Here is a 24356-nt window from a genome sequence, read left to right on the forward strand (position 1 = left end):
GTAGTAATATGAAAATTTTTAAACCGGTTGAAGAGCTTATAATTAACTTTGATAGCTTGTTACGCAGTGTTTTTGTTCCACAAAACAGGTTTGTCGAGCGCTCTAGCCCCGCCCTTAACATGCCTGAACCCCAATTAAATCATGCGGAAAAAAAACACGTAGCTGGACTTATGCGAGTCAATCATGCGGGAGAAGTGTGCGCGCAAGCGCTCTATCAGGGACAAGCTTTAACCGCAAAACTACCAGGCACCCGAAAACAAATGGAAAAGGCCGCTAGAGAAGAAGTTGATCACTTAGGCTGGTGCGAACTTCGACTTAACGAATTAGGAAGTCAACCTAGCATACTAAATCTTATATGGTATACACAGTCATTTTTAATTGGCGCTTTGGCAGGACTTGCTGGCGATCAGTGGAGCTTAGGCTTTGTAGTAGAAACAGAGCGCCAGGTTACTGCACACCTAGAAGATCATATACAAAAATTACCAAAGCTGGATGAGAAAACGCAAATCATTCTGAAAAAGATGCAAGAAGAAGAAATACAGCATGCAGAATTAGCAAGAAAAGCTGGAGCAAAAGAGCTACCGCGGCCCATTCAAGAGCTAATGCGGCTAATGTCCAAAGTAATGACTAAAACTAGCTACTATATTTAAATTTCAAGGCTTAACGAACTAAGTGGCTGGTTGTTCTTCACAAAAAGTAGGTTGGCGCCGAGGCCCAACAAACGCTCTCGCTAATGAATGTTGAGCCTATCGGCGCCAACCTACTTTAAAAACAAAATAGCATTTTGTAGTTTCTTAGGTATAAAATATTTTCCTGTGCCCTAAAAGCGGAGAGTAATCTCATGGAGCAAGGGACCTTTTTTATTCTATTTGTAATTTTTATTGCTTTTCTTTTTGATTTTATTAATGGATTTCACGATGCCGCGAATTCCATAGCGACTATTGTTACCACAGGTGTACTCACCCCTACCCAAGCAGTAATTTGGGCTGCTTTTTTTAATTTTATCGCATTTTTATTTTTTCATTTGATGGTAGCGAATACTATCGGCAAGGATTTAATCGACCTGGAAATCGTAGACGTCCCTTTTCTTCTTTCTGCTCTTCTAGGGGCGATTTTTTGGAATTTATTAAGTTGGTATTATGGGATACCTTCTAGCTCTTCTCATGCTTTAATTGGAGGCCTGGCTGGAGCCGCACTCATAAAAGCGGGAATAACCAGTTTGAAACCGGCTGGTTTTATTAAAGTTGGCATAGGAATTATTATATCACCTTTTCTAGGGCTATTCGTCAGCTTAATTATCACTTTCTTTTTAAAAAAAACTCTATTAAAGCAAGAGGAAGAACATTTAAAGATTTTCAAAATATTCCAATTAATTTCTTCCGCTTTTTTAAGCATAACGCATGGGGGAAATGATGCGCAAAAAACTATGGGAATTATCGCTATGGTTCTTTTCTCAGCAGGTTGGATAGGCGCTCATTTTTATATACCTTTTTGGGTGGTCTTGTCATGTCAAATGGTTATCAGTCTTGGAACCTTAGCCGGAGGGTGGCGAATTGTGCATACCATGGGCACCAAGATTACAAAATTAAATACCTTTAGGGGCTGTGCAGCAGAGGCTGGGGCAGCAAGCATAATTTTTACTGCTACTGAATTAGGAATACCCGTATCCACTACACAAACAGTAACTGGCTCTATTGCGGGGGTAGGTTTAGTCACCGGAACAGGAGGGATTCATTGGCCCATTTTAAAAGTAATTTTTTTAACCTGGTTACTTACAGTCCCCGCCTCGGCATTAGTTTCTGCCTTAATGTATGTAACTATCCGTTAACTTTCCTTACACAGCACGCTATTTTTTATACTAAAAGAAAAATAAATAACCATGCCCATCGCCATCCAAATAACAAAACGCAACAAAGTTAGCCAGGGCAAATGGACAATTAAGTATGCACAGCTTAGTATTCCCAGGATGGGTATATAAGGCATCAGAGGCGTCTTGAAGGGTCTGGGTAAGTCAGGTTCCCGGTAATGCAAAATGATGACTCCTGTGCATACCACCATAAATGCAAATAAAGTTCCTATATTAACTAATTCCGCTAAATCACCAATGGGAACAAAGGCTGATATGGTAGCCATAATCATTCCGCATAACACAATTATTCTGACGGGAGTTTTTGTATTTTCGTTAGTTACTGCAAAAAAACGGGGTAATAAACCATCTCTTGCCATTGCGAAGAAAACACGGCTTAAGCCATAAAAAAGGACTAACATCACGGTGGTTAAACCCGCTATAGCACCCACCCCTACTAGACCTGCCGCCATTTTATATCCTAACTTTAATAAGGCATGGCTTATAGGGGACGCAACATTAAGCTCTGGATAAGGAATAATCCCTGTCAGCAATCCTGACACAACAATATACAAAACCGTACATATAAATAAAGAGAAGATAATCCCAATAGGTAAAGAACGTTGTGGATCTATGGCCTCTTCTGCGGCAGTGGATACGGCATCAAACCCTACATAGGCAAAAAATATTAAAGAAGCTCCTTCCATAATCCCTTGCCAGCCATAGGGAGCAAAAGGAGTCCAATACGTAGGCTTAACTTCTAAACAAGCAATCACAATAAATAAAAAAATTACAGATAACTTGATAAGCACCATTAAATTATTAACTCGCGAGCTGGATTTAACTCCCATGATCAGCAACAGTGATAAGGTAACAACAATTAAGAGTGCTAAAATATTTAAGTAACCAGGATTAACATCCAACGGTCCATGCAGCAAGAACAAAGGAATATTTACTTTAATAGCTAAAAGCAAATCATTAAAATAACTACTCCAACCCACCGATACGGCAGACACAGCGATAGAGTATTCTAATAATAAATCCCAGCCTACAATCCAGGCTATAACCTCTCCAAAGCCGGCATAGGCATATCCATAAGCACTACCGCAGCCTCCAATAGAGGCGGCCAATTCTGCATAAGAAAGCGCCGAGAAAGCACAAGCCAAACCAGCCATAACATAGGAAAAGACAATAGCGGGACCTGTTTGCGTTGCAGCAACAATACCAGTAAGTACGAAAATACCCGCGCCAATAATAGCGCCAATACCTAAAAGAGTAAGATCAAACGCTGTAAGACACTTTAATAAATGCGTCTCCGTATCACATAAAGCTTTTACATCCTTTTTTCGTAACAAGTCCATGTTTTATCTACAGTAAAATTGCATTTAATATTGCTTTATTATTAATATACGTGTTCATGCATTTAATGGAATAGGCAAATTAAAACTTTATCATTAAATCAGTGGGTTATTAAACCTCTGCTGCAAGAAATTGTGAAAAAATTACTCCTGTTATTTTCACTATTCTATTGCGCTCCTTCATTTTCTGCTCTCGGCTGCCAAGGCTGGGCTTCCTGGTTCAAACCTGCTTGTGAACGTATTCACCAGATTTTCACTGAAGGAGATGGTGAGATTTATCTTTCCGGTTACGCATGGCATAACCGTTTTACTTACTCCGAAGAAAAATTAAAAACATACAATGAAGCGGCTTGGGGAGGCGGCCTAGGAAAGGGTTTATACGACGAGAAGGGAAATTGGCATGGAGTCTACAGTTTTGCTTTTCTTGACTCTCATAAAAACGTGGAGCCTATTGCGGGTTATGCTTACTTAAAAATGTTTGACGTTACCGAAAACAGTAAAATCGGGGCCGGGGTATCGGCGTTTGTTACTGCGCGCCCCGATATTTTTCAGGGAATTCCATTCCCGGGAGCCTTGCCCTGGCTTTCGTTAAATTATCGAAAAACAGCCTTAGGTATTACTTATATCCCAGGTGCCCAGGGGGCAGGGAATGTTCTTTTTTTAATATTGAAAATAACCATGTAACGTTACAAAGCAAGCGTTGCTCGCCGCACGACCCAAACAAACGATCTTGCAAAAATTGTTGGCCTTGCGGCTTCCACTCACCTTAATTCTAGATAGCAAAAGAAATCCGCAGGTAATTCCCCACCTTATGTGCTATTTTTATTTTATCTCTCTTAAACAGGAAGTTAATGATGATCCCTTTTATTTTGCAAGCTCGTGAGTACGCGCAATATCATAGAAATCCTTATGCTCGTTATGTTCATATGGCAAGCATAATACTTCTTTTGTTAGCTTTTATGGTTTTCTTCAATTTTATTCATGTATTCATGCCCGGTGTTTTTGAAATTACCTTAACTGACATTTTGGTCTTACTCGTTCTTATCTATTATTTCCGACTCAATTGGTTAATTGCCTTAACGGTAACGCCTCTATTTATTATTCTATTATGGATTGCAAACACGATTGGATATGGAGGACCCACGGTCTTTTCTATTTGGACTTTTCTAATACTCTTAATCGTAGGCATACTGTTGCACGTAATAGGACATTTAATGGAAGGACGCTATCCCTCACTTAGAACTAATTTATGGCATACACTTCTCTCTCCGCTTTTTTTAACTGCAGAAATATTTTTCCTTTTTGGTAAGATGTCCACTTTACGAGAAGAAATACATGGTGCAGGGCCGGTGGTGGTAGATGTGGAAATTGTTGACACGCATGTGGAGAAGACTAGAGGGAAAAAGAAGGGTACAAGAATCGACGACCATTAACCAAATTTTCCGCTTGCTTACGGTGCGGCTCAGTTTCTCCGAGCCGCGACCGTGAGGGGAGCGGAAAATTTGAATTTCCGCGCAATGCTGTGAGGTAGCAGGAATTTTTATAGAAGAATAATTACTTCATTTTCTTGCGGACTTTCTGAATCGCTCTAATCTGTGCGACAGCACGTGCAAGTTCTGTAGCTGCTACTGAATAATCAATTTCAGAATCTTTGCTGCTAATCATCGCTTCAGCTTTGGCTTTCGCGGCCAGGGCGGCTGATTCATCTAAAAATTCTGCACGCTCAACTGCGTCAGCAAGAACCGTTACGTTGTAAGGTTGTACTTCCAACATACCGCCAGAAATATAGTAGACCTCTTGTTCACCGCCAGGCAAAGTAACGCGAACTTCTCCTGGCTTTAAAAGAGTTAACAATGGAGCATGACCGGGAATTACGCCTACTTCACCTAACTCCCCCGTAGCCACTACCATTTCCACGATACCAGAAAAAATTTCCTTCTCAGCGCTAACAATATCTAAATGTGTTGTTATTGCCATGTCTGATTGCCTCATAGAGTTTTCGCTTTGGCAACCGCTTCTTCAATGTTACCAACCATATAGAATGCTTGCTCAGGAAGATCATCATACTCACCTGAGAGAATTCCCTGGAATCCTTTGATGGTATCTTTTAGTGACACATACTTACCAGGAGAACCAGTAAATACTTCGGCAACGAAGAACGGTTGTGATAAGAAACGTTGAATCTTACGCGCACGGGAAACTACACGCTTATCTTCTTCAGATAATTCATCCATTCCTAAAATCGCAATAATATCTTTTAACTCTTTATAGCGTTGCAAGGTTTGCTGCACGCGTCTTGCAGTATCATAATGTTCTTGACCTACAATCAGCGGATCTAATTGTCTTGAAGTTGAATCAAGAGGATCTACTGCAGGGTAAATACCTAACTCAGCAATTTGTCGTGACAATACAACCGTGGCGTCCAAATGCGCAAAAGTAGTTGCTGGCGAAGGGTCGGTTAAGTCGTCTGCAGGTACGTATACTGCTTGAATAGAAGTAATCGATCCCGTTTTCGTTGAAGTAATACGCTCTTGCAACATACCCATTTCTTCAGCCAATGTAGGTTGATAACCTACTGCAGAAGGCATACGACCCAATAAAGCAGATACTTCCACCCCGGCCAAAGTATAACGATAAATATTGTCAATGAATAACAATACGTCACGCCCTTCATCACGGAATTTCTCCGCCATAGTCAAGCCAGTTAAAGCTACACGTAAACGGTTGCCTGGTGGCTCGTTCATTTGTCCGTAAACCAGAGAAACTTTGTCCAATACATTGGAGTCTTTCATTTCATGATAGAAGTCATTACCTTCACGAGTACGCTCGCCCACACCGGCAAATACAGAGTATCCGCTATGTTCAATCGCAATATTACGGATTAATTCCATCATGTTAACGGTTTTACCTACTCCGGCACCCCCGAACAAACCTACTTTACCCCCTTTAGCGAAAGGACAAAGCAAATCAATAACCTTAATACCCGTTTCTAATAATTCCTGGCTGCCTGCCTGCTCTTCATAGCTAGGTGCCATTCTATGAATAGACCAATATTCTTCCGCGTCCACAGGACCCGCGTCATCAACCGGACGTCCTAAAACGTCCATAATGCGACCTAACGTTTTTTTACCCACAGGTACTTGAATAGGATTACCGGTATTTAGTGCTTTCTCACCACGGCGCAAACCATCACTACTTCCCATAGCGATAGTACGGACAATACCATCACCTAACTGTTGCTGCACTTCAAATACCAAGTCACCATCTACCAGTTTAAGTGCATCATTAATATTCGGTACCTTATCACGTGGGAATTCCACATCTACTACCGCACCAATTACTTGTACTACTGTTCCTAAGCTCATTACACTACCCTCTTATAAAGCGTCTGCACCACCGACAATTTCCGCCAATTCTTGGGTAATCGCGGCTTGCCGGGCTTTGTTATAAGCCAATTGAAATTCTTTAATGAGTTCACCTGCGTTATCAGTTGCACTTTTCATTGCTATCATCTTGGCAGCTTGCTCACAGGCAATATTTTCGACAACAGCTTGGTAAACTTGTAATTCAATATAGCGTTCTAGCAACTCATCTAATAACTCTTTTGCATCAGGCTCATATATATAATCCCAATGATGGCCTAATTTGCTAGTGTCTTCTTCAGAAATAGGTAAAGGTAATAATTGTTTTACCGTTGGACGTTGCGTCATTGTGTTAACAAATTCATTATACACAATACTTAGTGCATCAATTTCGCCCTTGTAAAAAGCGTCAATCATAACTTTTACCGCACCAATTAAATCGCCCATGCTAGGAGTGTCTCCTAAATGGTCTAGCGAAGCGATAATATGTCCGCCTGTGCGTTTAAAAAAAGCTTTTCCTTTACGACCAAAAATACACAGGTCGATTTCTTTACCTTCGCTCTGTTCAGAACGTAATTGTCCCACCGTTTCGCGTAGCAAGTTAACATTTAAGCCACCGCACAAGCCGCGATCGGTTGTTACTACAATATAACCTACCCTCTTAATTTCGCGGGCGCGCATAAAAGGGTGGTGATACTCTGAATTAGCACGTGCAATATGCTTTACCACGTCATAGATTTTCGTTGCATAGGGCTTGGATGCGCGCATTCTTTCTTGTGTCTTGCGCATCTTGCTTGCTGCAACCATTTCCATGGCGCGAGTAATTTTTTGCGTATTTTTAATACTTGCAATTTTTGAACGGATCTCTTTAGCACCAGCCATAATCTTGCTTCACCTTTTTGCGTTTTATAACGCTTTTAATTTTTAGGTCTTATCTTGACAGAAAAGACCTAAAAGCTCGTATTATTGATTAATTGTTACCAACTACCGGTTCTTTTGAACTCTTCAACTGCTGTTTTTAGCTGGGCTTCAATTTCATCATTATATGCACCGCTTTGGTTAATTTTCTCTAATAGCGCTGCATGCGAAGAACGCATATAGCCTAACAAAGCAGCTTCAAAACTACTTATTTCAGCTACTGGCACATCATCTAAATATCCCTTCTCTACCGTAAATAAAGTAACAGACATTTCAGCAACGGAATAAGGAGCGTATTGCTTTTGCTTCATTAACTCGGTGATTCTTTGGCCGCGCTCTAATTGCTTACGGGTCGCCTCATCCAAATCAGAAGCAAATTGCGAGAAGGCTTCTAACTCACGGAATTGTGCAAGTGCCAAACGAGTACCACCACCAAGCTTTTTCATAATTTTGGTTTGCGCAGCTCCACCTACACGCGATACCGACAAACCGGAGTTAATTGCAGGGCGAATACCAGAGTTGAATAAATCAACATCAAGGAAAATCTGACCATCCGTAATAGAGATTACGTTGGTAGGCACGAATGCAGAAACGTCACCTGCCTGTGTCTCAATAATCGGCAATGCTGTTAATGAACCTGTTTTTCCTTTTACTTTACCGTTAGTCAATTTTTCTACTTCTTCTTCATTGATACGCGCCGCTCTTTCTAGCAAACGTGAATGCAAATAGAAAATATCACCAGGATACGCTTCACGGCCGGGTGGACGACGTAGCAACAAGGAAATTTGTCTATATGCCCAAGCTTGCTTAGTTAAGTCATCATAAACAATCAATGCATCTTCGCCACGTTCCATGAAAAACTCACCCATGCTACAGCCAGCATAAGGAGCGATAAACTGAAGCGCCGCAGAGTCAGCAGCCGATGCAACTACAACGATAGTATGTTCCATTGCACCGTGTTCTTCTAACTTGCGTACAATCGCTGCGATAGAAGAAGCTTTTTGACCAATAGCAACATAAATACACTTAATCCCAGTGCCTTTTTGATTAATAATGGCGTCAATAGCAATAGCTGATTTACCGGTTTGTCTATCACCAATGATTAACTCACGTTGACCACGGCCTACCGGAATCATCGCGTCAACCGCTTTTAATCCAGTTTGTACGGGTTGATCTACTGATTTACGAGAAATAACCCCAGGAGCTACTTTTTCAATGGGGGAGTGCTTTTCAGCGTGGATGGGGCCTTTACCATCAATAGGATTACCTAAGGCATCAACCACACGGCCTAATAAAGCCTCACCTACGGGTACTTCAAGAATTCGGCCGGTACATTTACCTTTCTGTCCTTCAGACAATGAGCTAGCATCACCTAAAATTACCGCTCCAACCGAGTCACGCTCTAAGTTAAGCGCTAATCCATAAATACCGTTAGGAAATTCAATCATTTCCCCTAACATTACATCCGCCAAGCCGTGCAAACGTACAATACCGTCTTTTAAACTAACGATTGTACCTTCATTACGCGCCTCAGAAACAACATTGAATTCTTCAATTTTCTTTCTGATTAATTCGCTGATTTCAGATGGGTTTAAAGCTATTTGTTCTGACATGGAATTATCCTCTTTTCTTACGCGGCCAAATCGGATTCTAGTTTATTTAATCTACCTCGAACCGAGCCATCAATAACCAAGTCGCCTGCATAAATAACGGCTCCGCCTAGCAGGGCAGGGTCAATACTTATATCCAGAGATACCTTTCTTTGTAAGCGTTTTTGTAATGAATCAGTAAGATTTTTTTCTTGCGAGGCAGATAAAGGCGAAAAACTAATCACGGTAACCGCCATTGTTTTCTCTTGTTCGGCTCGCAAAATTTCAAATTGCACACTGATATCCGTTAAAATAGGCAAACGCTTATTTTGAGCAAGCATTTGGATAAAATTACCCACCGCTTCATTCGCGCTGCTTTCTTTATTTAATTTGGCTAAAAGTTCCGATACCAATTTAATTTGTTGTTGCTTACTTGTCGCAGGATTTTCGATAAACTCTCGAATATCTGGGTTCTGAGTAATATCCGCCAAATTCTGCAGAATACCAGACCAAGCGGACAACTGCTTAGCATTTTCAGCATATTCAAAAACTGCTTTCGCATAAGGTCTTGCAATAGTTGTGTTATCGGACATTCTTAAATCTCTTCTATTAAACTATCCAACAATTGACTGTTTGCCTTCTGATCGATCTCGCGCATCAAAATTTTCTCAGCACCGGCAACAGCTAACGTAGCAACCTGCTTGCGTAAATTGTCTTTCGCGCGATTAACTTCTTGCGAAATTTGTTCTTGAGCCATTTTAGCTAATTGTTGTGCTTCATGACGTGCTTCATTTTTCGCCTCTTCGACGATTTGCGCTGCGCGTCGCGTTGCTTTTTCAACAATTTCAGCCGCTTGTACCTTAGCCTGCTTTAATTCGTCTTTAATACGATGCTGAGCCAAGTCTAACTCACGGCGACCACGCTCTGCTGCGGCAAGGCCATCTGCGATTTTATCTTGTCTTTCTTCCAAAGCTTTGGTGAGTGGTGGCCACACAAACTTCATGGTGAACCAAACAAATGCGGCAAATACCAGCATTTGAATTACCAACGTAAAATTAATATCCAAGGTATCTCTCCTGTTAACAGAAAGGGGCTTGCGCCCCAACAAGTGTTATCAAGAACCCAAGTTATTTAGGAAAGGATTTGCAAAGGTAAAGAACAATGCAATACCTACCCCAATCATTGTTACCGCGTCAAGAAGACCTGCAACAATAAACATTTTTACCTGTAACATGGGAACCATTTCAGGTTGACGAGCAGAACCCTCTAAGAATTTACCGCCTAATAAACCGAAACCAATAGCCGTTCCAAGAGCACCTAAGCCAATTAGCAAAGCAACTGCAATAACAGTCATGCCTTGTACTTGTGCGATTAAATTTGCAGCATTCATATAAATCCCCTTAATGGACAATGTTTAAAAATAAATCTTCAATCTTTTATGTCGTTTCCAACTGAATGTCATTCCCGAGAAGGCGAGGACCCCTTTTAATTCCACAGTATACTTATACAATGGATTCCCGCCTTTGCGGGAATGACAGATAACATAAAATAAACCTAAAAACTCCTAATGATCTTCATGCGCCAAACTTAAATAAACAATTGTTAACACCATGAAAATAAAAGCTTGTAAGGTAATAACCAATATGTGAAAAATTGACCAGCCTAAAGATAGTAGAAATTGCGCCACTGATAAGGTAGCAGTAGTTGCCACATTACTATCAGCAGAAGCATGTAGTGTAAGCAGGGCAATCAAAATAAATATTAACTCGCCCGCATATAAGTTCCCAAATAAACGAAGCGCCAGGGAAATAGGTTTAGCGATTAAACCAACCAACTCGAGCAATAAGTTAAATGGTATAAAAATTGGGTTATTAAAAGGTTGCAAGGTTAATTCTTTAATAAAACCTTTGGGACCTTTGATTTTAATACTGTAATACAAAATTAAAATAAATACAGACAATGAGAGCGAGAACGTTAAATTCAAATCATTAGTGGGCACAACTTTCAAATAATGAATGCCAAATAATTGCGCAATAGCAGGCAAAATATCAACTGGCACTATATCCATAAAGTTCATGAGAAAAACCCATATGAATATAGTAAGTGCTAAAGGACCAATTAATTTATTTCTACCATGAAAACAATCTTTCACCTGATTGTCAGCAAAAGAAAGCATTAATTCTGAAAAATTTTGTAATTTTCCAGGCACTCCGGTCGTTACTCGTCGCGCACCGAAATATAAAATTGCCAGCGCAAAAATACCTAAAACAACCGAGAAAAAGAGAGTATCTAAGTTGACGGTCCAAAAACCACCTTGTGACCCAAAACTCATATTTTTGAGGTCGAAGGTTAAATAGGTTAGGTGATGCTTAATATAATCAGTGTTTGATATCATTTCAGTCACTTTCTCGGCCTATCCGCTTATTATTAACAAAAATCAAAGGCGCAAACCAAAATACCATTTGCACCAAAATATAAGAAACAAAAAAAACCAAGGGGTTTACCGAAAAACACAGGAAAACCAAGGCAAACAATAGTATAGACAAAAAAATCTTTAACAATTCGCCTTTGTAGAAACTGTTAACAATTTGTTTTGCTGCCCTTGCTCCCTGATAGCGAAATAATGTTCTGGCAAAAAAAAGGGAAGGTACAATGCTTACCAGACCGCCATAAATAGCTGAAAGGCTGGCTATCTTTCCCAACCAGACAAACATTACTGCCGCAATAAGCAAGGTAAATCCAAATTGCCAAGCAAATAACAAATATGCTTTATGCAAACCTTGCAAATTTTTCACTTTTCCACCCATTCGTTCGCGCGGATTATAAAGTAATCAATGTGGATAAGCAACGCCAATGTTGCATTCTTATACATATTAATGCCTTTAGTCCAAACTTTTCTAACCTGCATTTCTTAAAAAAACACTATCCCTTTGAAAATAAATAAAAAAAATCAACAGGCAGGTGCCTTCGCAAGTTTAAATTACGAAAAATGCGTAAACGACTGGATAAAGGACGATTCCATTGATAAAGTATAAGTATCCACATCAGGTTAGCCACTTTCCTGATTGGGAAGAGCAGCAGATGGCCTGAATTTGTTCAGGCCATTTTTATTTTGCACAATCTTGTTTGATTCGGTCAAGGTATAATATTTAAATAGAGTAACTACCCTGCGAACTCCTCTTGTCTCTTGTGCAATTTGAATCACCTTTTTGGCTTGCTCAGGCAGCACATCACCCATTAAGTAAACAATACAATCAGAAGTTACAATTTTAAATCGGTTAGGATCTATATCTGCGTCAGCTATGATTTGACTACGAATTTTTCCGGTAATCCACGTATCTTCTACTGTATCATTGGTGTCATCACGGATACTAAGTTGATTAAAAATTCTTCGATAGCCATCAACTGACTTTACACGATTAACCGCTTCTTGCCGTAAAGTTTCGGAAGGCACATGCCCTGATAGCAAAATATCGCCATTAAATACGGCGATATCAATAACGCAAAGGTCACAGTTTAGCATCTTATCTTTAAAAACGGCGTGATTGGCAGCAGCGCTTAAAGTAAAATCGTTAATTTTTTTATATGTGCTGTGCCGATCATAAAAAAGATTAGCACCTGTCCAGATAGTACCAAGACATCCAGGCACGAGAGTAAGCATCAGCAAAATAATAAATAATTTAAAGTAGCCCTTTAAATTCATTACATAATATACCGAAACACTTTCACTACCTTGGTAACCCCGGGAACTTGTCTGGCTACATCTACAGCTAAGCCAGATTGTTCTTTAGTTACAATTCCTAATAAATAAACCACCGAATTTTCAGTAACCACGCGAATGGAACCAGATTCCAAACCTTTTTTAGTCAGCATTTCCGCCCTTACTTGCCCTGTAATCCATGTATCTTTACTGCGTTGAGCGATAGTGGTTGGATTTTCAATAGAAATTTGATTATAGACTCTATATACATTAGGTGTTGTTTTTGCGATTTTAGCCGCTTCATCTTTCAGGTATGTAGTTGGTACCTCTCCCACCAAAAGTACAGACTGGTTAAAACTACTAATAACTATATGAGAACCTTTAAACTGAGGGTCGCCGGCGATATTTTTGTTTACTTGATAAAAAATACGCGCATCATTTTCTATGGTAAATACACTACGACGGTCATAAACTACCAGACCAGCAGCGCCAACCACGACCGCAGCAACACAACCCGCCAATAAACTACTGATTAATACAAGAATTATTTTTTTATTCATTTTCTACCCCAGCATTTGGCCAAATAATGATTGATCAATCAAATCACAAAAACAATGTAATATAAACAGGTGCGTTTCTCGAATTTGAGCCGCACTATCTCCAGGGACACGCAATTCAATATCTTCGGGACCTAAATGATTTGTTAATACGCCCCCGTCTCTCCCATTAAGAGCAATGGTATCCATCCCGCGATCATTAGCAGCGCCTATGGCTTGCAATAAGTTATTTGAATTGCCATTCGTTGAAAGCACAATAAGAACATCTCCTTCCTGGCCTAATGCCTGAATTTGGCGGGAAAAAATATGGTCGGCATTTCCCATATTTGCTATTGCGGATAGTGAACCAAAATCATTGGTCAGTGCGATTACGGGTAAAGGCGGTCTTTCCACCTCATAACAATTAATCATTGCTGAAGCAAAATGAAAACAATTTGCCGCAGACCCGCCATTGCCACAAAGTAAAATTTTATTATCATTTAATAAGCAGTCTACGAGACGCTTCCCAGCCCTTGCGATATCGGGAGATAGTGTATCAGCTACGGCGATGGCCATTTCTATACTTATGCCAAACAACTGGCGAATTCTCTCTTCCATTTTTTACTCATTTATTAATAATCAATTCCAAATGCATCTTTTATCCACAGCAATTGTGGTGAAGTTCCATCAGCAGTAATGACATCAAAGCGTAACGGTAATTTCCCATGCAGCTTGTGAATGGTCAAATAAAAAATCGCTGTTTTAATTAATTTTTGTTTTTTAATAAAACTAATCGTCTCCACTGCATTACCAAACTTTCCAGAAGAGCGCGCTCTCACTTCAACGAAGATTAATGTATCTTTTTCACTCATGATTAGGTCTATTTCGCCAAATCGAGATTGAAAATTGCTGGCAATATGCCTTAAACCTTTTGCTTCCAGGAATTTCCTCGCCTTTTCTTCGATAGCAAAGCCTTTTTGTCGTGACATTTACTTTACTCTCATAGAGGCTCTTGATAAGCGGTAACGAATCAAGGATTTATTCTTCAAACCAATGCGCATCTGGATGAAGTTGATTGCTTCTTAGGGTTGGCAAGATTTCTGGTGGTATCATTGCATCAATAACGCAATCATTTTTTCTAAAAAAGGCATGTCCTGGTAATGAATAATAATTTTACCGTTTCCATTCTTCCCCGGTTTTAATTTTACCTGTGTTTTCAATTGCTTTTCTAATCTTTGTATTCTTTCTTTAAAATCATGCGCTAGCGCATTTTTTTCCGATTTTGAAGTGTCCACTGCAAGACCCGAAAGCACACGATTAACTAAACCTTCTGTTTCACGCACCGATAAATTTTTAAAAACTATCAATTGAGCGACCTGTGCTTGCTTCGTTGTTTCCAAGCTTAATAATGCACGTGCGTGCCCCATATCGATATCCCCATTTTCAAGTAGGTTACGCACTTCTGGGGCCAAGTTTAATAAACGCAAATAATTACTAACTGCGGCACGAGACTTAGCAAGAATTTCGGCTACTTGTTGATGAGTAAGGGAAAACTCTTCTACTAATCTATGCATAGCACGCGCTTGGTCCATAGGGTTTAAATCTTCACGCTGTAAATTTTCAATTAAAGCCATGGCCATTGCGGTTTCATCATCTACATTTTTAATGATGACAGGCACTTCGGCCATGGCTAATGATTTACAGGCTCGCCAACGACGTTCCCCTGCAATAATTTCATACTGTAAATCATTTACTGGACGCACTACGATGGGTTGTAATATACCTTGTTTTTTAATGGATTCAGCAAGCTCCTCTAATGCTGTTTCATCCATTTCCTTTCGTGGTTGATATTTTCCAGGCTGCAGTTGATTGATTGGCAGATTTTGTCTGGATGCGGGACTTTCCTCATTTTTTATGGTGTTACCTTGCCCTAATAAAACAGATAAATTTCTTCCTAATCCCCGGCTTTTTATTGTCATTGAATTAACCTCATTAACCTAGAATGGTTTGCTTACCCATCAACTCCGACGCTAAAACCATATATGCAGCAGCGCCTGCAGATGATCGATCATAGTGTAAAGTTGGTACACCATGGCTGGGGGCTTCAGCTAAACGTACATTACGTGGAACCACTGTGCGATATACTTTATCTTGAAAATGTTCAATAAGTTGCTGAGAAACGTCAGAACATAATCGATTTCTCGCATCATACATAGTTCGCAAAATCCCCTCTAAAGCAAGTCTTGGATTCACTGAGCTCTTAATTTGTTCAATAGTCGACAGTAATGCGGCTAACCCTTCAAGTGCATAGTATTCGCATTGCATAGGAATTAAAACAGAATCAGCAGCTACTAACGCATTAATGGTCAAGGTATTTAATGCGGGCGGACAATCAATCAAGATATATTCATATTGGGCCTGTAACGGGGTTAGCGCCTTAAATAAAAATGTTTCCCGGTGATCCCTATCCATTAAACTGACTTCAGCTACCGTTAAATCTCCATTAGTAGGAATTAAATCAAACCCCGCGGTGGTGGAAAGAACCGCCTGCTCTGCAAGGCAATCGCGTAACAAAACGTCATTTGCGGTAAGCACTAATGAGCTTTTATCTACACCACAACCCATGGTGGCATTACCTTGTGGGTCTAAATCCAGCAACAAGACCGTTTGTTGATTGGCGGCTAAAGAAGCAGCTAAATTTATTGCAGTAGTAGTCTTTCCTACCCCGCCTTTTTGATTGGCAATGGCTATTACTTTTGCCATATTTTTTCCTTTTTAATATAACTTTTAAATTCTATTGGTCGCTGTACTCTTTGCTTACTCAGCGAAGCGTGGAGCCTCGTACGACAACGATTATTTATTCTCAATGATAATACAACAACGCTCGCCAGTTGTTTCAGGTACGGAATATGATTTTATATCATAAGGGTAGGGTATGTCTTCTAGCTCACTGGTAGGAATTTGCCCTTTCATTGCCACCCATATACCATTCGGTTTAATCAAGTGCTTTGTCCAATGAATCATTTGTCTGATGTCGGTAAATGCACGGCTAACGATGGTATCAAAGTTATGAGCAGGGCAATATGCTTCTACGCGTTGCTGAACGACATCAATATTTTCAATTTTTAACACACGTTTAACTTCTTGTAGAAATCGTATTTTTTTACCATTGCTATCAAGAAGTACAAATTGTGAATGGGGGAACGTAAGTGCTAATGGAATTCCCGGCAAACCGGCCCCGGTTCCTACATCAATAATTCTGCCTGGGTGTATAAAAGAAGCAATGGCCAAACTATCTAAAATATGTCTCGCCACCATTTCCTCAAGATTTCGTACAGCCGTTAAATTATAAGTTTTATTCCACTTATCTAAAAGGAAAAGGTATTCTCGTAAGGGTTCCACTGCGACCTGAACGCCTAATTGAGTAACACCTTTAGTCATTTCTATAAGTAAATCGCCTTTACTCATTTACAAGCCGTTGTTTTTTTAAATGAATCAACAGCAAAGATAAAGCGGCCGGAGTAATCCCTGAAATACGTCCCGCTTGAGCAAGGGTTTGAGGTTTGATATGGTTTAATTTTTGTACCACTTCGTTGGATAAACCAGAGACTTGACCATAATCAAAAGTTTCAGGGATACGCGTATTTTCTTGCTTACGTAAACGAATAATATCAGTTTGTTGCCTTTCAATATATCCAGCATATTTGCTTTGAATTTCAATTTGCTCCGCTACCGTATCAGTAACCCAGGGCAACCCTATGCTTTCCACAGCGGATAAATGATGATAATTAATTTCAGGACGCTTCAACACATCACTGGCACGGGTATCATGTTGGAGAGGTGTTTGTAAAATATCTTGCAGATCTTCGTTATGGTTTACGCGGACCCACGTTGATTCTAATGCAGCCGTAGTCCTCTCTATACTTTCTTTCTTCTCACTAAAAGATTTCCATCGCGCCTCATTAACGATACCCAAGCCGCGGCCAATTTCTGTTAAGCGTAAATCGGCATTATCCTCGCGCAATAAAAGCCGATATTCTGCCCGGGAGGTAAACATACGATAAGGCTCTTGGGTGCCACGTGTTATCAAATCGTCAATCAGAACTCCTATATAAGCCTCATCTCGACGAGGGCTCCATAGCGTTTTCTCTTTAACTAACAAAGCAGCGTTCATACCGGCTATTATTCCTTGCGCCGCAGCTTCTTCATATCCTGTAGTCCCATTAATCTGCCCGGCAAAGAATAAATTGCTAAACGCCTTCGTTTGTAAATAAGGAGTTAAACTACGCGGATCAAAATAATCATATTCAATAGCATAACCGGGACGAGTAATATGCGCGTTTTCAAACCCTTTAATAGTACGGACAAATTGCACTTGTACCTCAAAAGGAAGACTAGTCGAAATTCCATTGGGATAAATTTCTTCCGTAGTTAATCCCTCGGGCTCTACAAATATCTGGTGCGAAACTTTATCTGCGAAGCGCACAATTTTGTCTTCGATAGAAGGGCAATAACGTGGTCCGACTCCTTCAATAACTCCCGCATACATAGGCGACTGGTGTAAGTTATTGCGAATAATTTCATGTGTCTGTTCAGTAGTATGCGTGATATGGCATGCCACTTGTTGCGGGTGCTGGTCCTGATTACCTAGATAAGAGAAGACAGGAATGGGTGTATCGCCCGGTTGTATTATCATTTTACTATAATCAAGCGATCGGCTATCAATACGGGGGGGTGTTCCTGTTTTCAAACGGCCTACCGGTAAATCCAACTCGCGTAAACGCTGAGCAAGTGCAATAGCAGGCGGGTCTCCTGCTCTTCCCCCAGCATACTGCTCCATCCCTACGTGAATTTTCCCACCTAAAAAAGTGCCGACAGTTAAAACAATAGTATGCGCCCGTAAAAGCAGCCCCATCTGCGTTCGCACAGCAGTAACGCGATTACCCTCGATTAAAATATCATCAACAGCTTGTTGGAAAATGGTTAAATTTTCTTGATTCTGTAAAAGATGACGAATAGCTTGGCGATAAAGCACCCGATCCGCCTGTGCTCTTGTGGCGCGCACAGCAGGACCTTTCGATGCATTTAAAATACGAAACTGAATACCTGCCAAATCTGCCGCTTTAGCCATGACTCCATCTAAAGCATCAATTTCTTTTACTAAATGGCCTTTGCCTATTCCCCCTATCGCAGGGTTACAAGACATTTGGCCTAATAAATCAATATTATGGGTAAGCAATAGGGTTTCTGCCCCCATACGCGCAGCAGCACACGCCGCTTCCGTACCGGCATGCCCCCCTCCAACTACTATAACGTCATAGTGCTTTTCTAAATTCATGAGCAAGAAATGAAAATAAAACAAATCATATTATTATACACTTTTTTCAGTATTTACCCAAATCGTTATACTATATTTAAAATAGATGCCAACGTATTGGCGACGGATTGTTTATGCGCAAAAAGAAAGTTGAAAAACATACGATGCTTTCATATCGGCCTGTTCTGGTTAATTTGTTAATAGGGATTATATTAATTGCCATTTGGACTTTATTTATTGCACCTGAATTTAAAAAAATTTCAGCAAATTTTAATTATTCCGCCCAAATTCTTTCTCTCGATAATTTTTATGATGAGCACACGGGAAAATTCGAAGGAGAGCACATTTCCCGTACACAATTTTCCTATGTAGTAGAAGGTCAAACCCCTTCTTATCTGATTATAAAAAACACCTTTCGCGTGAGCAAATTAAGTAACACCCCTATTTTTCATGTTAATCGCACTTACTATATAGACCCCTATAGTGGCCAACATGTAGCTATTAATGGAGACAAAGAGCGCAATGGTTACCTCTTTGCACCCAGATACGCGCCGAAAGATAATTTTTTTTATTGGCACATAAATTATGATGCACCTGCTCCTATGCAATATATGGGAAAAGAAAAAATTGAAGACCTTATGGTGTATAAATATCAGGCAAAATATCAAGCAGACCAAACGAAAGAACTAACTCATTTACAAGGAGTGCCTGAAAAAAAAGGAGTTAAAACGGATATCGATTTACAAATCTGGATAGAACCCGTTTCAGGTTGGTTAATAAAGTATTTTGATAACACGCATGCGTATTTTTACGATATAAAAACAGGTGCAAAACTAAACCCTTGGAATACCTTTTCCAATAGGTATACGCAAAATAGTATTCACGACAAGGTAATCGAGGCAAAAAAACTAAAATGGAACATCCTCTTTATTGATTTTGGAGTGCCACTTCTCATTATTGTTGTCTGTTTGAGTTTTAGTTTCCGTAAAGATTTAATGCGTATGTTTTCTATTCGGCAAATATGGCAGTCGAATTGGGCAATGCGTGCAGCCTTAATTACCCCTGCTGTTTTATTTTTTATTGCTTCCTCTTCCTTTATTATTGAGGCTAAGAAAGAACCCAAATTTCGCATAGGAATTTCCTACTGGAATAATAACCCTGAGTTGTTGTCTGCATTGCAAGGTTTTAAAGATGGTCTTGCTGAAAATGGTTATTATGAAGGCATCAATCTGGAGTTTCTTACTGACAATCCAGAATCAAACGTTGAAAAACAAATTAGTATTATCCAATCTTTTCTACAAAATAACGTAAATCTCATTTTTACTTTAACCACTCCCGGGACCTTAATCGCAAAAGGCATTACCACAAAAATCCCAATTGTTTTTACCGATGTTAGTTACCCCACAGCAACAGGAATTATCCCGCTTCATGCTCAAATTAAATCTAATTTGGTAGGCGCCTTAAATTACATTTCCCCGGCAGATCAATTTTACCATTTTGAATTGCTCTTCCCGCAAACAAGCAACCTGGGCTTTGTGTATCAAAAAGGAGAGCCAGACTCTGAAATACAACTACAAGAATTTAAAGCGATTTTAGCGCAAAGAAACATACACCTTATCCCTATACCCGCTATTGATGTTACCGCCATGAAAAAACAAATCATTGAAAAAATTCACAAACAAGAAATTAATGCTCTCTATTTTGCTTGTGATACTTTAATCAGAGACAAAGGACATAAGGTGGCTGCTAACCTCAGCAGAGAATATAAAATCCCTAGTTTTAGTTGTGACAAGGAGAGTGTTTCTGAAGGGATTCTTATTGGGTATTTTGCCGATCTCTATACCACGGGAAAATTGGCAGGGTATAAAGCAGCTTTATTACTGCAAGGTGCGGAAACCGATTGGGTAAAAACAGAGACTACTGAAAATGGCATTTTAATGATTAACATCCCAACCGCTAAGTTATTAGGTATAACAATTCCTTATGATGAGCTGGATAATAATCTAACTCTAATCGAGCATTAAATGGCACTTAAGTCGAAGTTATTATTTTATTTTTTTTGTATCTCCATTTTATTCATAATTGTGGGTAGTATTTTTTACCTGCAATTAAGTAACCTGATAGAACCCCTTACGCCGCGAAGTATTCCGCTGAGCGTAGAAAAATTAGCGACAATAAAGGAAAACAGCGAATTAAAAAATAAATTAATAATCCAGCAATTGCAGCTCGACTTTAACCTGGAAAAATTCCTGACAACAAAAAAAAACATTTATCTGCAGCGTTATTACAAAAATTATTATACGTTCACCCACCTATTGAATGCCGCACATAAAGTGAATCCCTCACAATGGGCGAATTTAGAAACCCATTTCCTGAATATGCAGAACACGCAGGCTATAATTATCGAAAATATAAAAGAGGGTAAAAGTGATACAGCGCGAGAATTAATAGAAGGTTCTGAGTATACCTTGGCGACAAAAGAGTATCAGAATAAATTAAATATGTATTTTGATACGGCATCAACGCAATATGAAACCGCTGTTATTACAGTAAAATTAGCCACAAAAAATTCTCATCAAATTTTACAAAAAAGTTTAAGGACTACCTTAATTATTTTTCTCAATGCCGTATTAATTTCAATTGTTTTAATCATTGGTAGCGCGCAAACGTTAGTACAACCGATTAATGAATTACGAAGTAATATTGAAAATATGGATGTTGAAAAATTGAATTTAAAAATTAATCCTGTCTTATTGACCCAAGAAGATGAAATTGGCGATTTAGCTAGAGCTTTTGATAAATTATTTCATAACTTACGCGAAGTTACGGTGCTTCGCGATGAATTAATTGCGGAAGTAAAACGCCATAAAAAAACAGAAAAACAATTAAGAATCACTGCCTCACGATTAAAAGAATCCAATATTGAATTAGATCAGTTTTCTTATGCCGCCTCGCATGATCTGCGCACTCCTCTAAGAGGGATTGAAAGTCTTGTTTCATGGATTGAAGAAGATTGCTATGCGATTTTACCCAAAAACGCGCGCAAAAATTTTGAGCTCATTAGGAGTCGGGTACAACGATTAGATGCATTAATTAATGGAATGTTGGAATACTCACATGCAGGGCGCTTTTCCCAAGAAAAAGAGATTGTAGATCTTAACGCATTACTGAAAGAAATTATTGATAATCTCGCGCCTCCTCCCCATATCGAAATTACAGTGGATACCGATTTGCCTGTGTTAAGAGTATATAAAGCCAAAATTACCCAAGTATTTTTAAATCTAATTAATAATGCCGTCAAATATAATGATAAGGACAAAGGATTTATTAACATCGGGCATAGAAGGACAGATGGATTTTATGAGTTTTATGTTTCCGATAATGGAGTAGGAATACCCACTGAGTTTCATCAAAAAATCTTTGAAATTTTCCAAACTCTGCATTCCCGGGATGAAATTGAAGGTTCTGGAATAGGGCTGGCCATCGTTAAAAAAATTGTGGAAAAGCATGGAGGGGAAGTGTGGTTGGAGTCTATTACTAACGTAGGCACTTCTTTTTATTTCACCTGGCCTATTGAGACGAAAGTTTAAGTGAGATGAGACTTGATGAACCTTCTTGTTTAAAGCAAAAAAATGCGCAATTCTAGGTTGGTGCCGATAGACCCAACAGAGGATTTCACTACTGAGTGTTGGGGCTATCGCACCAATCTACCCTTTTTTAAGGCGCAGGTTGCCCTAAACCATCACTGCTCTCAGCAGGAGAAGGAAGTTGTTTCTTTCCTTCATTAAACAAACCATTTTTGGGAAAACAAAGACTTTTTATAGTGTCTACCTGGGGTCTTTGTTCAAATCTTTCATACTCTCCGTCAGCAAATGAAGAGGCAATTTGCGCCCCATTTGGCTTATATTTATCAATTAAAGATTGCACCAGCATGGCTAGGCAAAAGGTCGCTGTAATAACTCCTATTCCCGTATTAAGCGGGAAAAACACGAAAGCAGAAAAAACAATAGCCGGGAAAAAGGATTTAAGAAATATATCCTTACATAAAACCATTTCTTGATAGGTTATTTCTTTTTCCTTCTCATGGGCAGTAGTCATTAATCGTTTTACTTCCAAAAAAAGAAATTTCTTTTGGTTTATATCCGTTTCCTTAGCAAATAGCCCCACTAAAACTTGTGCTTCTTCTTCCATTTCCCTTCGACTTTTTTCTATTTTCGCAATCTCTAAATATCCCCCTACAGCAGCCGTAATTACTGTTGTGACAAAACACAATGCACCTCCGACCAAACCCAAGGAAATAGCAGTAGCCGGCAGAATAGCATCGGTTGGTAAATAGAAACTACATAAAACCGTAAAAGCGCCGAGTAATGCAACAGAATAGACCAAGTCATTAATCATGCTATATTTTTTATATTTCCAATCTATCTCATGCTGCCTTACTAATTGTTTTAACTGTTTTATTTGTTCTTCCAGCTTTTTAGCTTTTAACGAGTCATTGCCTTCTTGCTCAACTGAGATGGCTTTAGCACTTTCTAGTTTCTCTATATCTTTTTTATAGTCCAGGTATTCTTTATTATATTTTGTACACGCTTCTAAAAATCCCCACGTATTTAAGCAAACATCCATAAGAAGCAACCCGCCGGTTAGTACATTCCCGTAATAACCGAAAATACCGTTACCAGTTAACCAGAAAAAACAAGCTAGATTGGCTGTTGCCCAAATCGAATCATTAAGCAAAGAAAATTTTCTTTGATGCCATTGGGTCAGAAACCGCTCGCCCTGCGGGATTTTTTTCTCTTCCGCCTTCATCCAGGGACCTTCAAAAGTATGCTTTAATAATAAAGTAAGGTTTACACCAAATCTTGCATAATATAGCAACCAGCTTAAGCTTCCGGTAAAAGGCTGGGGTAAAGAAACTGCTTTAATCGCCTGGTTTTTATTTTTAAAGGTATCCGGTAACATACTGAGAACAGTACTTACTAAATTTCCACCCCATACCCAATATAACCGTAAGCCATTAACATCCCCCATCCATTTTTTCACCACTACTGTTTTGCCTTCACTAAATTCCAGCATTTTGTCGCCAAGAAACTTTCCTATGGCTAGCCCTAAAAACTTTTCATATTTTTCTCGGCTATCGCTTTCTTTTGCCAGCATTGTTTCTGGCGATGGGGGAACGTCTGCTTGTTGTAGCTCATAAATTAAGGTGGCACACCGTTTAATTTTATCTCTTAAATCCGCTAGAACGTGTTGTCTATCTTCTGCCTCGTTGAGTTTGTATTGCGCTGAGAAAATGTAAAAAGCCAGCAACAATTCCTTGCGTAAGACTTTCTTTTGTAACGCATTCATGTATAAAAATGTATGGGAATTGACTGCATTTATTTTTTGGCTATACAGATCAGTAGAAGTATTTAGAAATGCACGGTGTTTAGCAATCTCGGCCATATCCCACGATGCGGCTTCTTCATGATCCGAGGAAAGATTGGCATTGAATAACTCATAGGTGTTTTTGACAATTTTTTTATCTTTTTTAGCAAGCATGGCATAAGAGGTACTCGAAAAAATACTATTCTTATTCATGCCCTCACCTCGATTGTTTAACGTATGCCCAAAAAATATTTCAAACAAAATGTATTTTTATAGAGCACTTATATCATATATAGACTAAACGCGACAAGAAGAGAAGCCCGTTCTTTACACAATCCACGAATTTTTTACGCTTTTTTGGGA

25 protein-coding genes are annotated in these 24356 nt (G+C 39.4%); 6 read left to right on the plus strand and 19 right to left on the minus strand.

What is annotated here, in order from left to right; all coding sequences use genetic code 11:
- The first annotated feature begins 8 nt into the window (after positions 1 to 8).
- Both coq7 and EL206_RS00975 read left to right on the plus strand, forming a co-directional pair.
- Entirely contained in the window at positions 9 to 650 is a 642-nt protein-coding gene (gene coq7 / locus EL206_RS00970) for a 2-polyprenyl-3-methyl-6-methoxy-1,4-benzoquinone monooxygenase (RefSeq protein WP_058463258.1), read from the plus strand.
- A gap of 191 nt (positions 651 to 841) precedes the next feature.
- A complete protein-coding gene (locus EL206_RS00975) occupies positions 842 to 1828 on the plus strand; it encodes an inorganic phosphate transporter (protein ID WP_058463202.1) in 987 nt (328 codons plus the stop codon).
- Here EL206_RS00975 and EL206_RS00980 read toward each other — a convergent pair.
- Positions 1825 to 3207 (minus strand): amino acid permease, encoded by a 1383-nt coding sequence (locus EL206_RS00980; protein ID WP_058463201.1) that lies wholly within the window; start codon positions 3205 to 3207, stop codon positions 1825 to 1827. The two genes, EL206_RS00975 and EL206_RS00980, sit on opposite strands and share 4 nt — an antisense overlap.
- A gap of 132 nt (positions 3208 to 3339) precedes the next feature.
- Here EL206_RS00980 and pagP point away from each other — a divergent pair, with 132 nt between their 5' ends.
- Together pagP and EL206_RS00990 are read left to right on the plus strand one after the other, a co-directional pair.
- Complete coding sequence (gene pagP / locus EL206_RS00985; protein WP_058463200.1) at positions 3340 to 3888, plus strand: lipid IV(A) palmitoyltransferase PagP; 549 nt, start codon at positions 3340 to 3342, stop codon at positions 3886 to 3888.
- Positions 3889 to 4055: 167 nt separating this feature from the next.
- The gene (locus tag EL206_RS00990; protein WP_084758904.1) at positions 4056 to 4637 is read left to right on the plus strand and encodes an Mpo1-like protein; all 582 of its coding nucleotides are present in this window, start codon (positions 4056 to 4058) and stop codon (positions 4635 to 4637) included.
- Between the two features lie 121 nt (positions 4638 to 4758).
- Here the strand turns inward: EL206_RS00990 and EL206_RS00995 are convergent, their stop codons facing one another.
- From EL206_RS00995 to mnmG, 17 genes are all read right to left on the minus strand, one after another.
- Positions 4759 to 5181, minus strand: a complete 423-nt coding sequence (locus EL206_RS00995) for a F0F1 ATP synthase subunit epsilon (RefSeq protein WP_058463257.1) — start codon at positions 5179 to 5181, stop codon at positions 4759 to 4761.
- Positions 5182 to 5192: 11 nt separating this feature from the next.
- On the minus strand, positions 5193 to 6569 hold the full coding sequence (gene atpD / locus EL206_RS01000) for a F0F1 ATP synthase subunit beta (RefSeq protein ID WP_058463198.1): 1377 nt from the start codon (positions 6567 to 6569) through the stop codon (positions 5193 to 5195).
- Positions 6570 to 6581: 12 nt separating this feature from the next.
- Complete coding sequence (gene atpG, locus EL206_RS01005; protein WP_058463197.1) at positions 6582 to 7448, minus strand: F0F1 ATP synthase subunit gamma; 867 nt, start codon at positions 7446 to 7448, stop codon at positions 6582 to 6584.
- A gap of 95 nt (positions 7449 to 7543) precedes the next feature.
- The gene (atpA, locus tag EL206_RS01010; protein WP_058463196.1) at positions 7544 to 9097 is read right to left on the minus strand and encodes a F0F1 ATP synthase subunit alpha; all 1554 of its coding nucleotides are present in this window, start codon (positions 9095 to 9097) and stop codon (positions 7544 to 7546) included.
- A 17-nt stretch (positions 9098 to 9114) separates the two neighbouring features.
- Entirely contained in the window at positions 9115 to 9666 is a 552-nt protein-coding gene (locus EL206_RS01015) for a F0F1 ATP synthase subunit delta (RefSeq protein WP_058463195.1), read from the minus strand.
- Between the two features lie 2 nt (positions 9667 to 9668).
- Complete coding sequence (locus EL206_RS01020; RefSeq protein ID WP_058463194.1) at positions 9669 to 10139, minus strand: F0F1 ATP synthase subunit B; 471 nt, start codon at positions 10137 to 10139, stop codon at positions 9669 to 9671.
- 48 nt (positions 10140 to 10187) lie between these two features.
- Positions 10188 to 10463: a F0F1 ATP synthase subunit C gene (atpE, locus tag EL206_RS01025; RefSeq protein ID WP_058463193.1), complete on the minus strand. Its 276-nt coding sequence runs from the start codon at positions 10461 to 10463 to the stop codon at positions 10188 to 10190.
- Between the two features lie 174 nt (positions 10464 to 10637).
- A complete protein-coding gene (gene atpB, locus EL206_RS01030) occupies positions 10638 to 11468 on the minus strand; it encodes a F0F1 ATP synthase subunit A (protein ID WP_084758903.1) in 831 nt (276 codons plus the stop codon).
- Position 11469: 1 nt separating this feature from the next.
- Positions 11470 to 11868 carry an ATP synthase subunit I gene (locus EL206_RS01035; RefSeq protein ID WP_232048486.1) on the minus strand — a complete coding sequence of 133 codons (399 nt, stop codon included), beginning with the start codon at positions 11866 to 11868 and terminating at the stop codon, positions 11470 to 11472.
- A 254-nt stretch (positions 11869 to 12122) separates the two neighbouring features.
- The gene (locus EL206_RS01040) at positions 12123 to 12776 is read right to left on the minus strand and encodes a BON domain-containing protein (RefSeq protein ID WP_065310977.1); all 654 of its coding nucleotides are present in this window, start codon (positions 12774 to 12776) and stop codon (positions 12123 to 12125) included.
- Positions 12776 to 13333 (minus strand): BON domain-containing protein, encoded by a 558-nt coding sequence (locus EL206_RS01045; protein ID WP_058463191.1) that lies wholly within the window; start codon positions 13331 to 13333, stop codon positions 12776 to 12778. The genes EL206_RS01040 and EL206_RS01045 overlap by 1 nt, the downstream gene beginning before the upstream one ends.
- Positions 13334 to 13336: 3 nt before the next feature.
- On the minus strand, positions 13337 to 13927 hold the full coding sequence (locus tag EL206_RS01050) for a D-sedoheptulose-7-phosphate isomerase (protein WP_058463190.1): 591 nt from the start codon (positions 13925 to 13927) through the stop codon (positions 13337 to 13339).
- 14 nt (positions 13928 to 13941) lie between these two features.
- The gene (locus EL206_RS01055) at positions 13942 to 14298 is read right to left on the minus strand and encodes a YraN family protein (protein ID WP_058463189.1); all 357 of its coding nucleotides are present in this window, start codon (positions 14296 to 14298) and stop codon (positions 13942 to 13944) included.
- 120 nt (positions 14299 to 14418) lie between these two features.
- The gene (locus EL206_RS01060) at positions 14419 to 15288 is read right to left on the minus strand and encodes a ParB/RepB/Spo0J family partition protein (protein ID WP_058463188.1); all 870 of its coding nucleotides are present in this window, start codon (positions 15286 to 15288) and stop codon (positions 14419 to 14421) included.
- Positions 15289 to 15301: 13 nt separating this feature from the next.
- A complete protein-coding gene (locus tag EL206_RS01065; protein WP_058463187.1) occupies positions 15302 to 16072 on the minus strand; it encodes a ParA family protein in 771 nt (256 codons plus the stop codon).
- Positions 16073 to 16162: 90 nt separating this feature from the next.
- Complete coding sequence (gene rsmG, locus EL206_RS01070) at positions 16163 to 16777, minus strand: 16S rRNA (guanine(527)-N(7))-methyltransferase RsmG (protein WP_058463186.1); 615 nt, start codon at positions 16775 to 16777, stop codon at positions 16163 to 16165.
- On the minus strand, positions 16770 to 18647 hold the full coding sequence (gene mnmG / locus EL206_RS01075; RefSeq protein ID WP_058463185.1) for a tRNA uridine-5-carboxymethylaminomethyl(34) synthesis enzyme MnmG: 1878 nt from the start codon (positions 18645 to 18647) through the stop codon (positions 16770 to 16772). Before mnmG ends, rsmG begins: the two co-directional genes overlap by 8 nt.
- Positions 18648 to 18760: 113 nt before the next feature.
- On the opposite strand from mnmG, the gene EL206_RS01080 reads away from it, so the two are divergent.
- Positions 18761 to 20650 carry an ABC transporter substrate-binding protein gene (locus EL206_RS01080; RefSeq protein WP_058463184.1) on the plus strand — a complete coding sequence of 630 codons (1890 nt, stop codon included), beginning with the start codon at positions 18761 to 18763 and terminating at the stop codon, positions 20648 to 20650.
- A complete protein-coding gene (locus EL206_RS01085; protein ID WP_058463183.1) occupies positions 20651 to 22216 on the plus strand; it encodes an ATP-binding protein in 1566 nt (521 codons plus the stop codon).
- A gap of 127 nt (positions 22217 to 22343) precedes the next feature.
- Here the strand turns inward: EL206_RS01085 and EL206_RS01090 are convergent, their stop codons facing one another.
- Positions 22344 to 24206: a hypothetical protein gene (locus EL206_RS01090; RefSeq protein WP_058463182.1), complete on the minus strand. Its 1863-nt coding sequence runs from the start codon at positions 24204 to 24206 to the stop codon at positions 22344 to 22346.
- Positions 24207 to 24356 lie beyond the last annotated feature (150 nt).

The sequence above is a fragment of the Legionella adelaidensis genome (genome assembly GCF_900637865.1).
Classification (GTDB): domain Bacteria; phylum Pseudomonadota; class Gammaproteobacteria; order Legionellales; family Legionellaceae; genus Legionella_A; species Legionella_A adelaidensis.

What these genes read in the sequence shown, in the direction of transcription:
- coq7 (WP_058463258.1), top strand. Translation starts at nt 9, where the DNA reads ATGAAAATTTTTAAACCGGTTGAAGAGCTTATAATTAACTTTGATAGC.
- EL206_RS00975 (WP_058463202.1), top strand. Translation starts at nt 842, where the DNA reads ATGGAGCAAGGGACCTTTTTTATTCTATTTGTAATTTTTATTGCTTTT.
- EL206_RS00980 (WP_058463201.1), bottom strand. Translation starts at nt 3,207, where the DNA reads ATGGACTTGTTACGAAAAAAGGATGTAAAAGCTTTATGTGATACGGAG.
- EL206_RS00990 (WP_084758904.1), top strand. Translation starts at nt 4,056, where the DNA reads ATGATGATCCCTTTTATTTTGCAAGCTCGTGAGTACGCGCAATATCAT.
- EL206_RS00995 (WP_058463257.1), bottom strand. Translation starts at nt 5,181, where the DNA reads ATGGCAATAACAACACATTTAGATATTGTTAGCGCTGAGAAGGAAATT.
- atpD (WP_058463198.1), bottom strand. Translation starts at nt 6,569, where the DNA reads ATGAGCTTAGGAACAGTAGTACAAGTAATTGGTGCGGTAGTAGATGTG.
- atpG (WP_058463197.1), bottom strand. Translation starts at nt 7,448, where the DNA reads ATGGCTGGTGCTAAAGAGATCCGTTCAAAAATTGCAAGTATTAAAAAT.
- atpA (WP_058463196.1), bottom strand. Translation starts at nt 9,097, where the DNA reads ATGTCAGAACAAATAGCTTTAAACCCATCTGAAATCAGCGAATTAATC.
- EL206_RS01015 (WP_058463195.1), bottom strand. Translation starts at nt 9,666, where the DNA reads ATGTCCGATAACACAACTATTGCAAGACCTTATGCGAAAGCAGTTTTT.
- atpE (WP_058463193.1), bottom strand. Translation starts at nt 10,463, where the DNA reads ATGAATGCTGCAAATTTAATCGCACAAGTACAAGGCATGACTGTTATT.
- atpB (WP_084758903.1), bottom strand. Translation starts at nt 11,468, where the DNA reads ATGATATCAAACACTGATTATATTAAGCATCACCTAACCTATTTAACC.
- EL206_RS01040 (WP_065310977.1), bottom strand. Translation starts at nt 12,776, where the DNA reads ATGAATTTAAAGGGCTACTTTAAATTATTTATTATTTTGCTGATGCTT.
- EL206_RS01045 (WP_058463191.1), bottom strand. Translation starts at nt 13,333, where the DNA reads ATGAATAAAAAAATAATTCTTGTATTAATCAGTAGTTTATTGGCGGGT.
- EL206_RS01050 (WP_058463190.1), bottom strand. Translation starts at nt 13,927, where the DNA reads ATGGAAGAGAGAATTCGCCAGTTGTTTGGCATAAGTATAGAAATGGCC.
- EL206_RS01055 (WP_058463189.1), bottom strand. Translation starts at nt 14,298, where the DNA reads ATGTCACGACAAAAAGGCTTTGCTATCGAAGAAAAGGCGAGGAAATTC.
- EL206_RS01060 (WP_058463188.1), bottom strand. Translation starts at nt 15,288, where the DNA reads ATGACAATAAAAAGCCGGGGATTAGGAAGAAATTTATCTGTTTTATTA.
- EL206_RS01065 (WP_058463187.1), bottom strand. Translation starts at nt 16,072, where the DNA reads ATGGCAAAAGTAATAGCCATTGCCAATCAAAAAGGCGGGGTAGGAAAG.
- rsmG (WP_058463186.1), bottom strand. Translation starts at nt 16,777, where the DNA reads ATGAGTAAAGGCGATTTACTTATAGAAATGACTAAAGGTGTTACTCAA.
- mnmG (WP_058463185.1), bottom strand. Translation starts at nt 18,647, where the DNA reads ATGAATTTAGAAAAGCACTATGACGTTATAGTAGTTGGAGGGGGGCAT.
- EL206_RS01080 (WP_058463184.1), top strand. Translation starts at nt 18,761, where the DNA reads ATGCGCAAAAAGAAAGTTGAAAAACATACGATGCTTTCATATCGGCCT.
- EL206_RS01085 (WP_058463183.1), top strand. Translation starts at nt 20,651, where the DNA reads ATGGCACTTAAGTCGAAGTTATTATTTTATTTTTTTTGTATCTCCATT.
- EL206_RS01090 (WP_058463182.1), bottom strand. Translation starts at nt 24,206, where the DNA reads ATGAATAAGAATAGTATTTTTTCGAGTACCTCTTATGCCATGCTTGCT.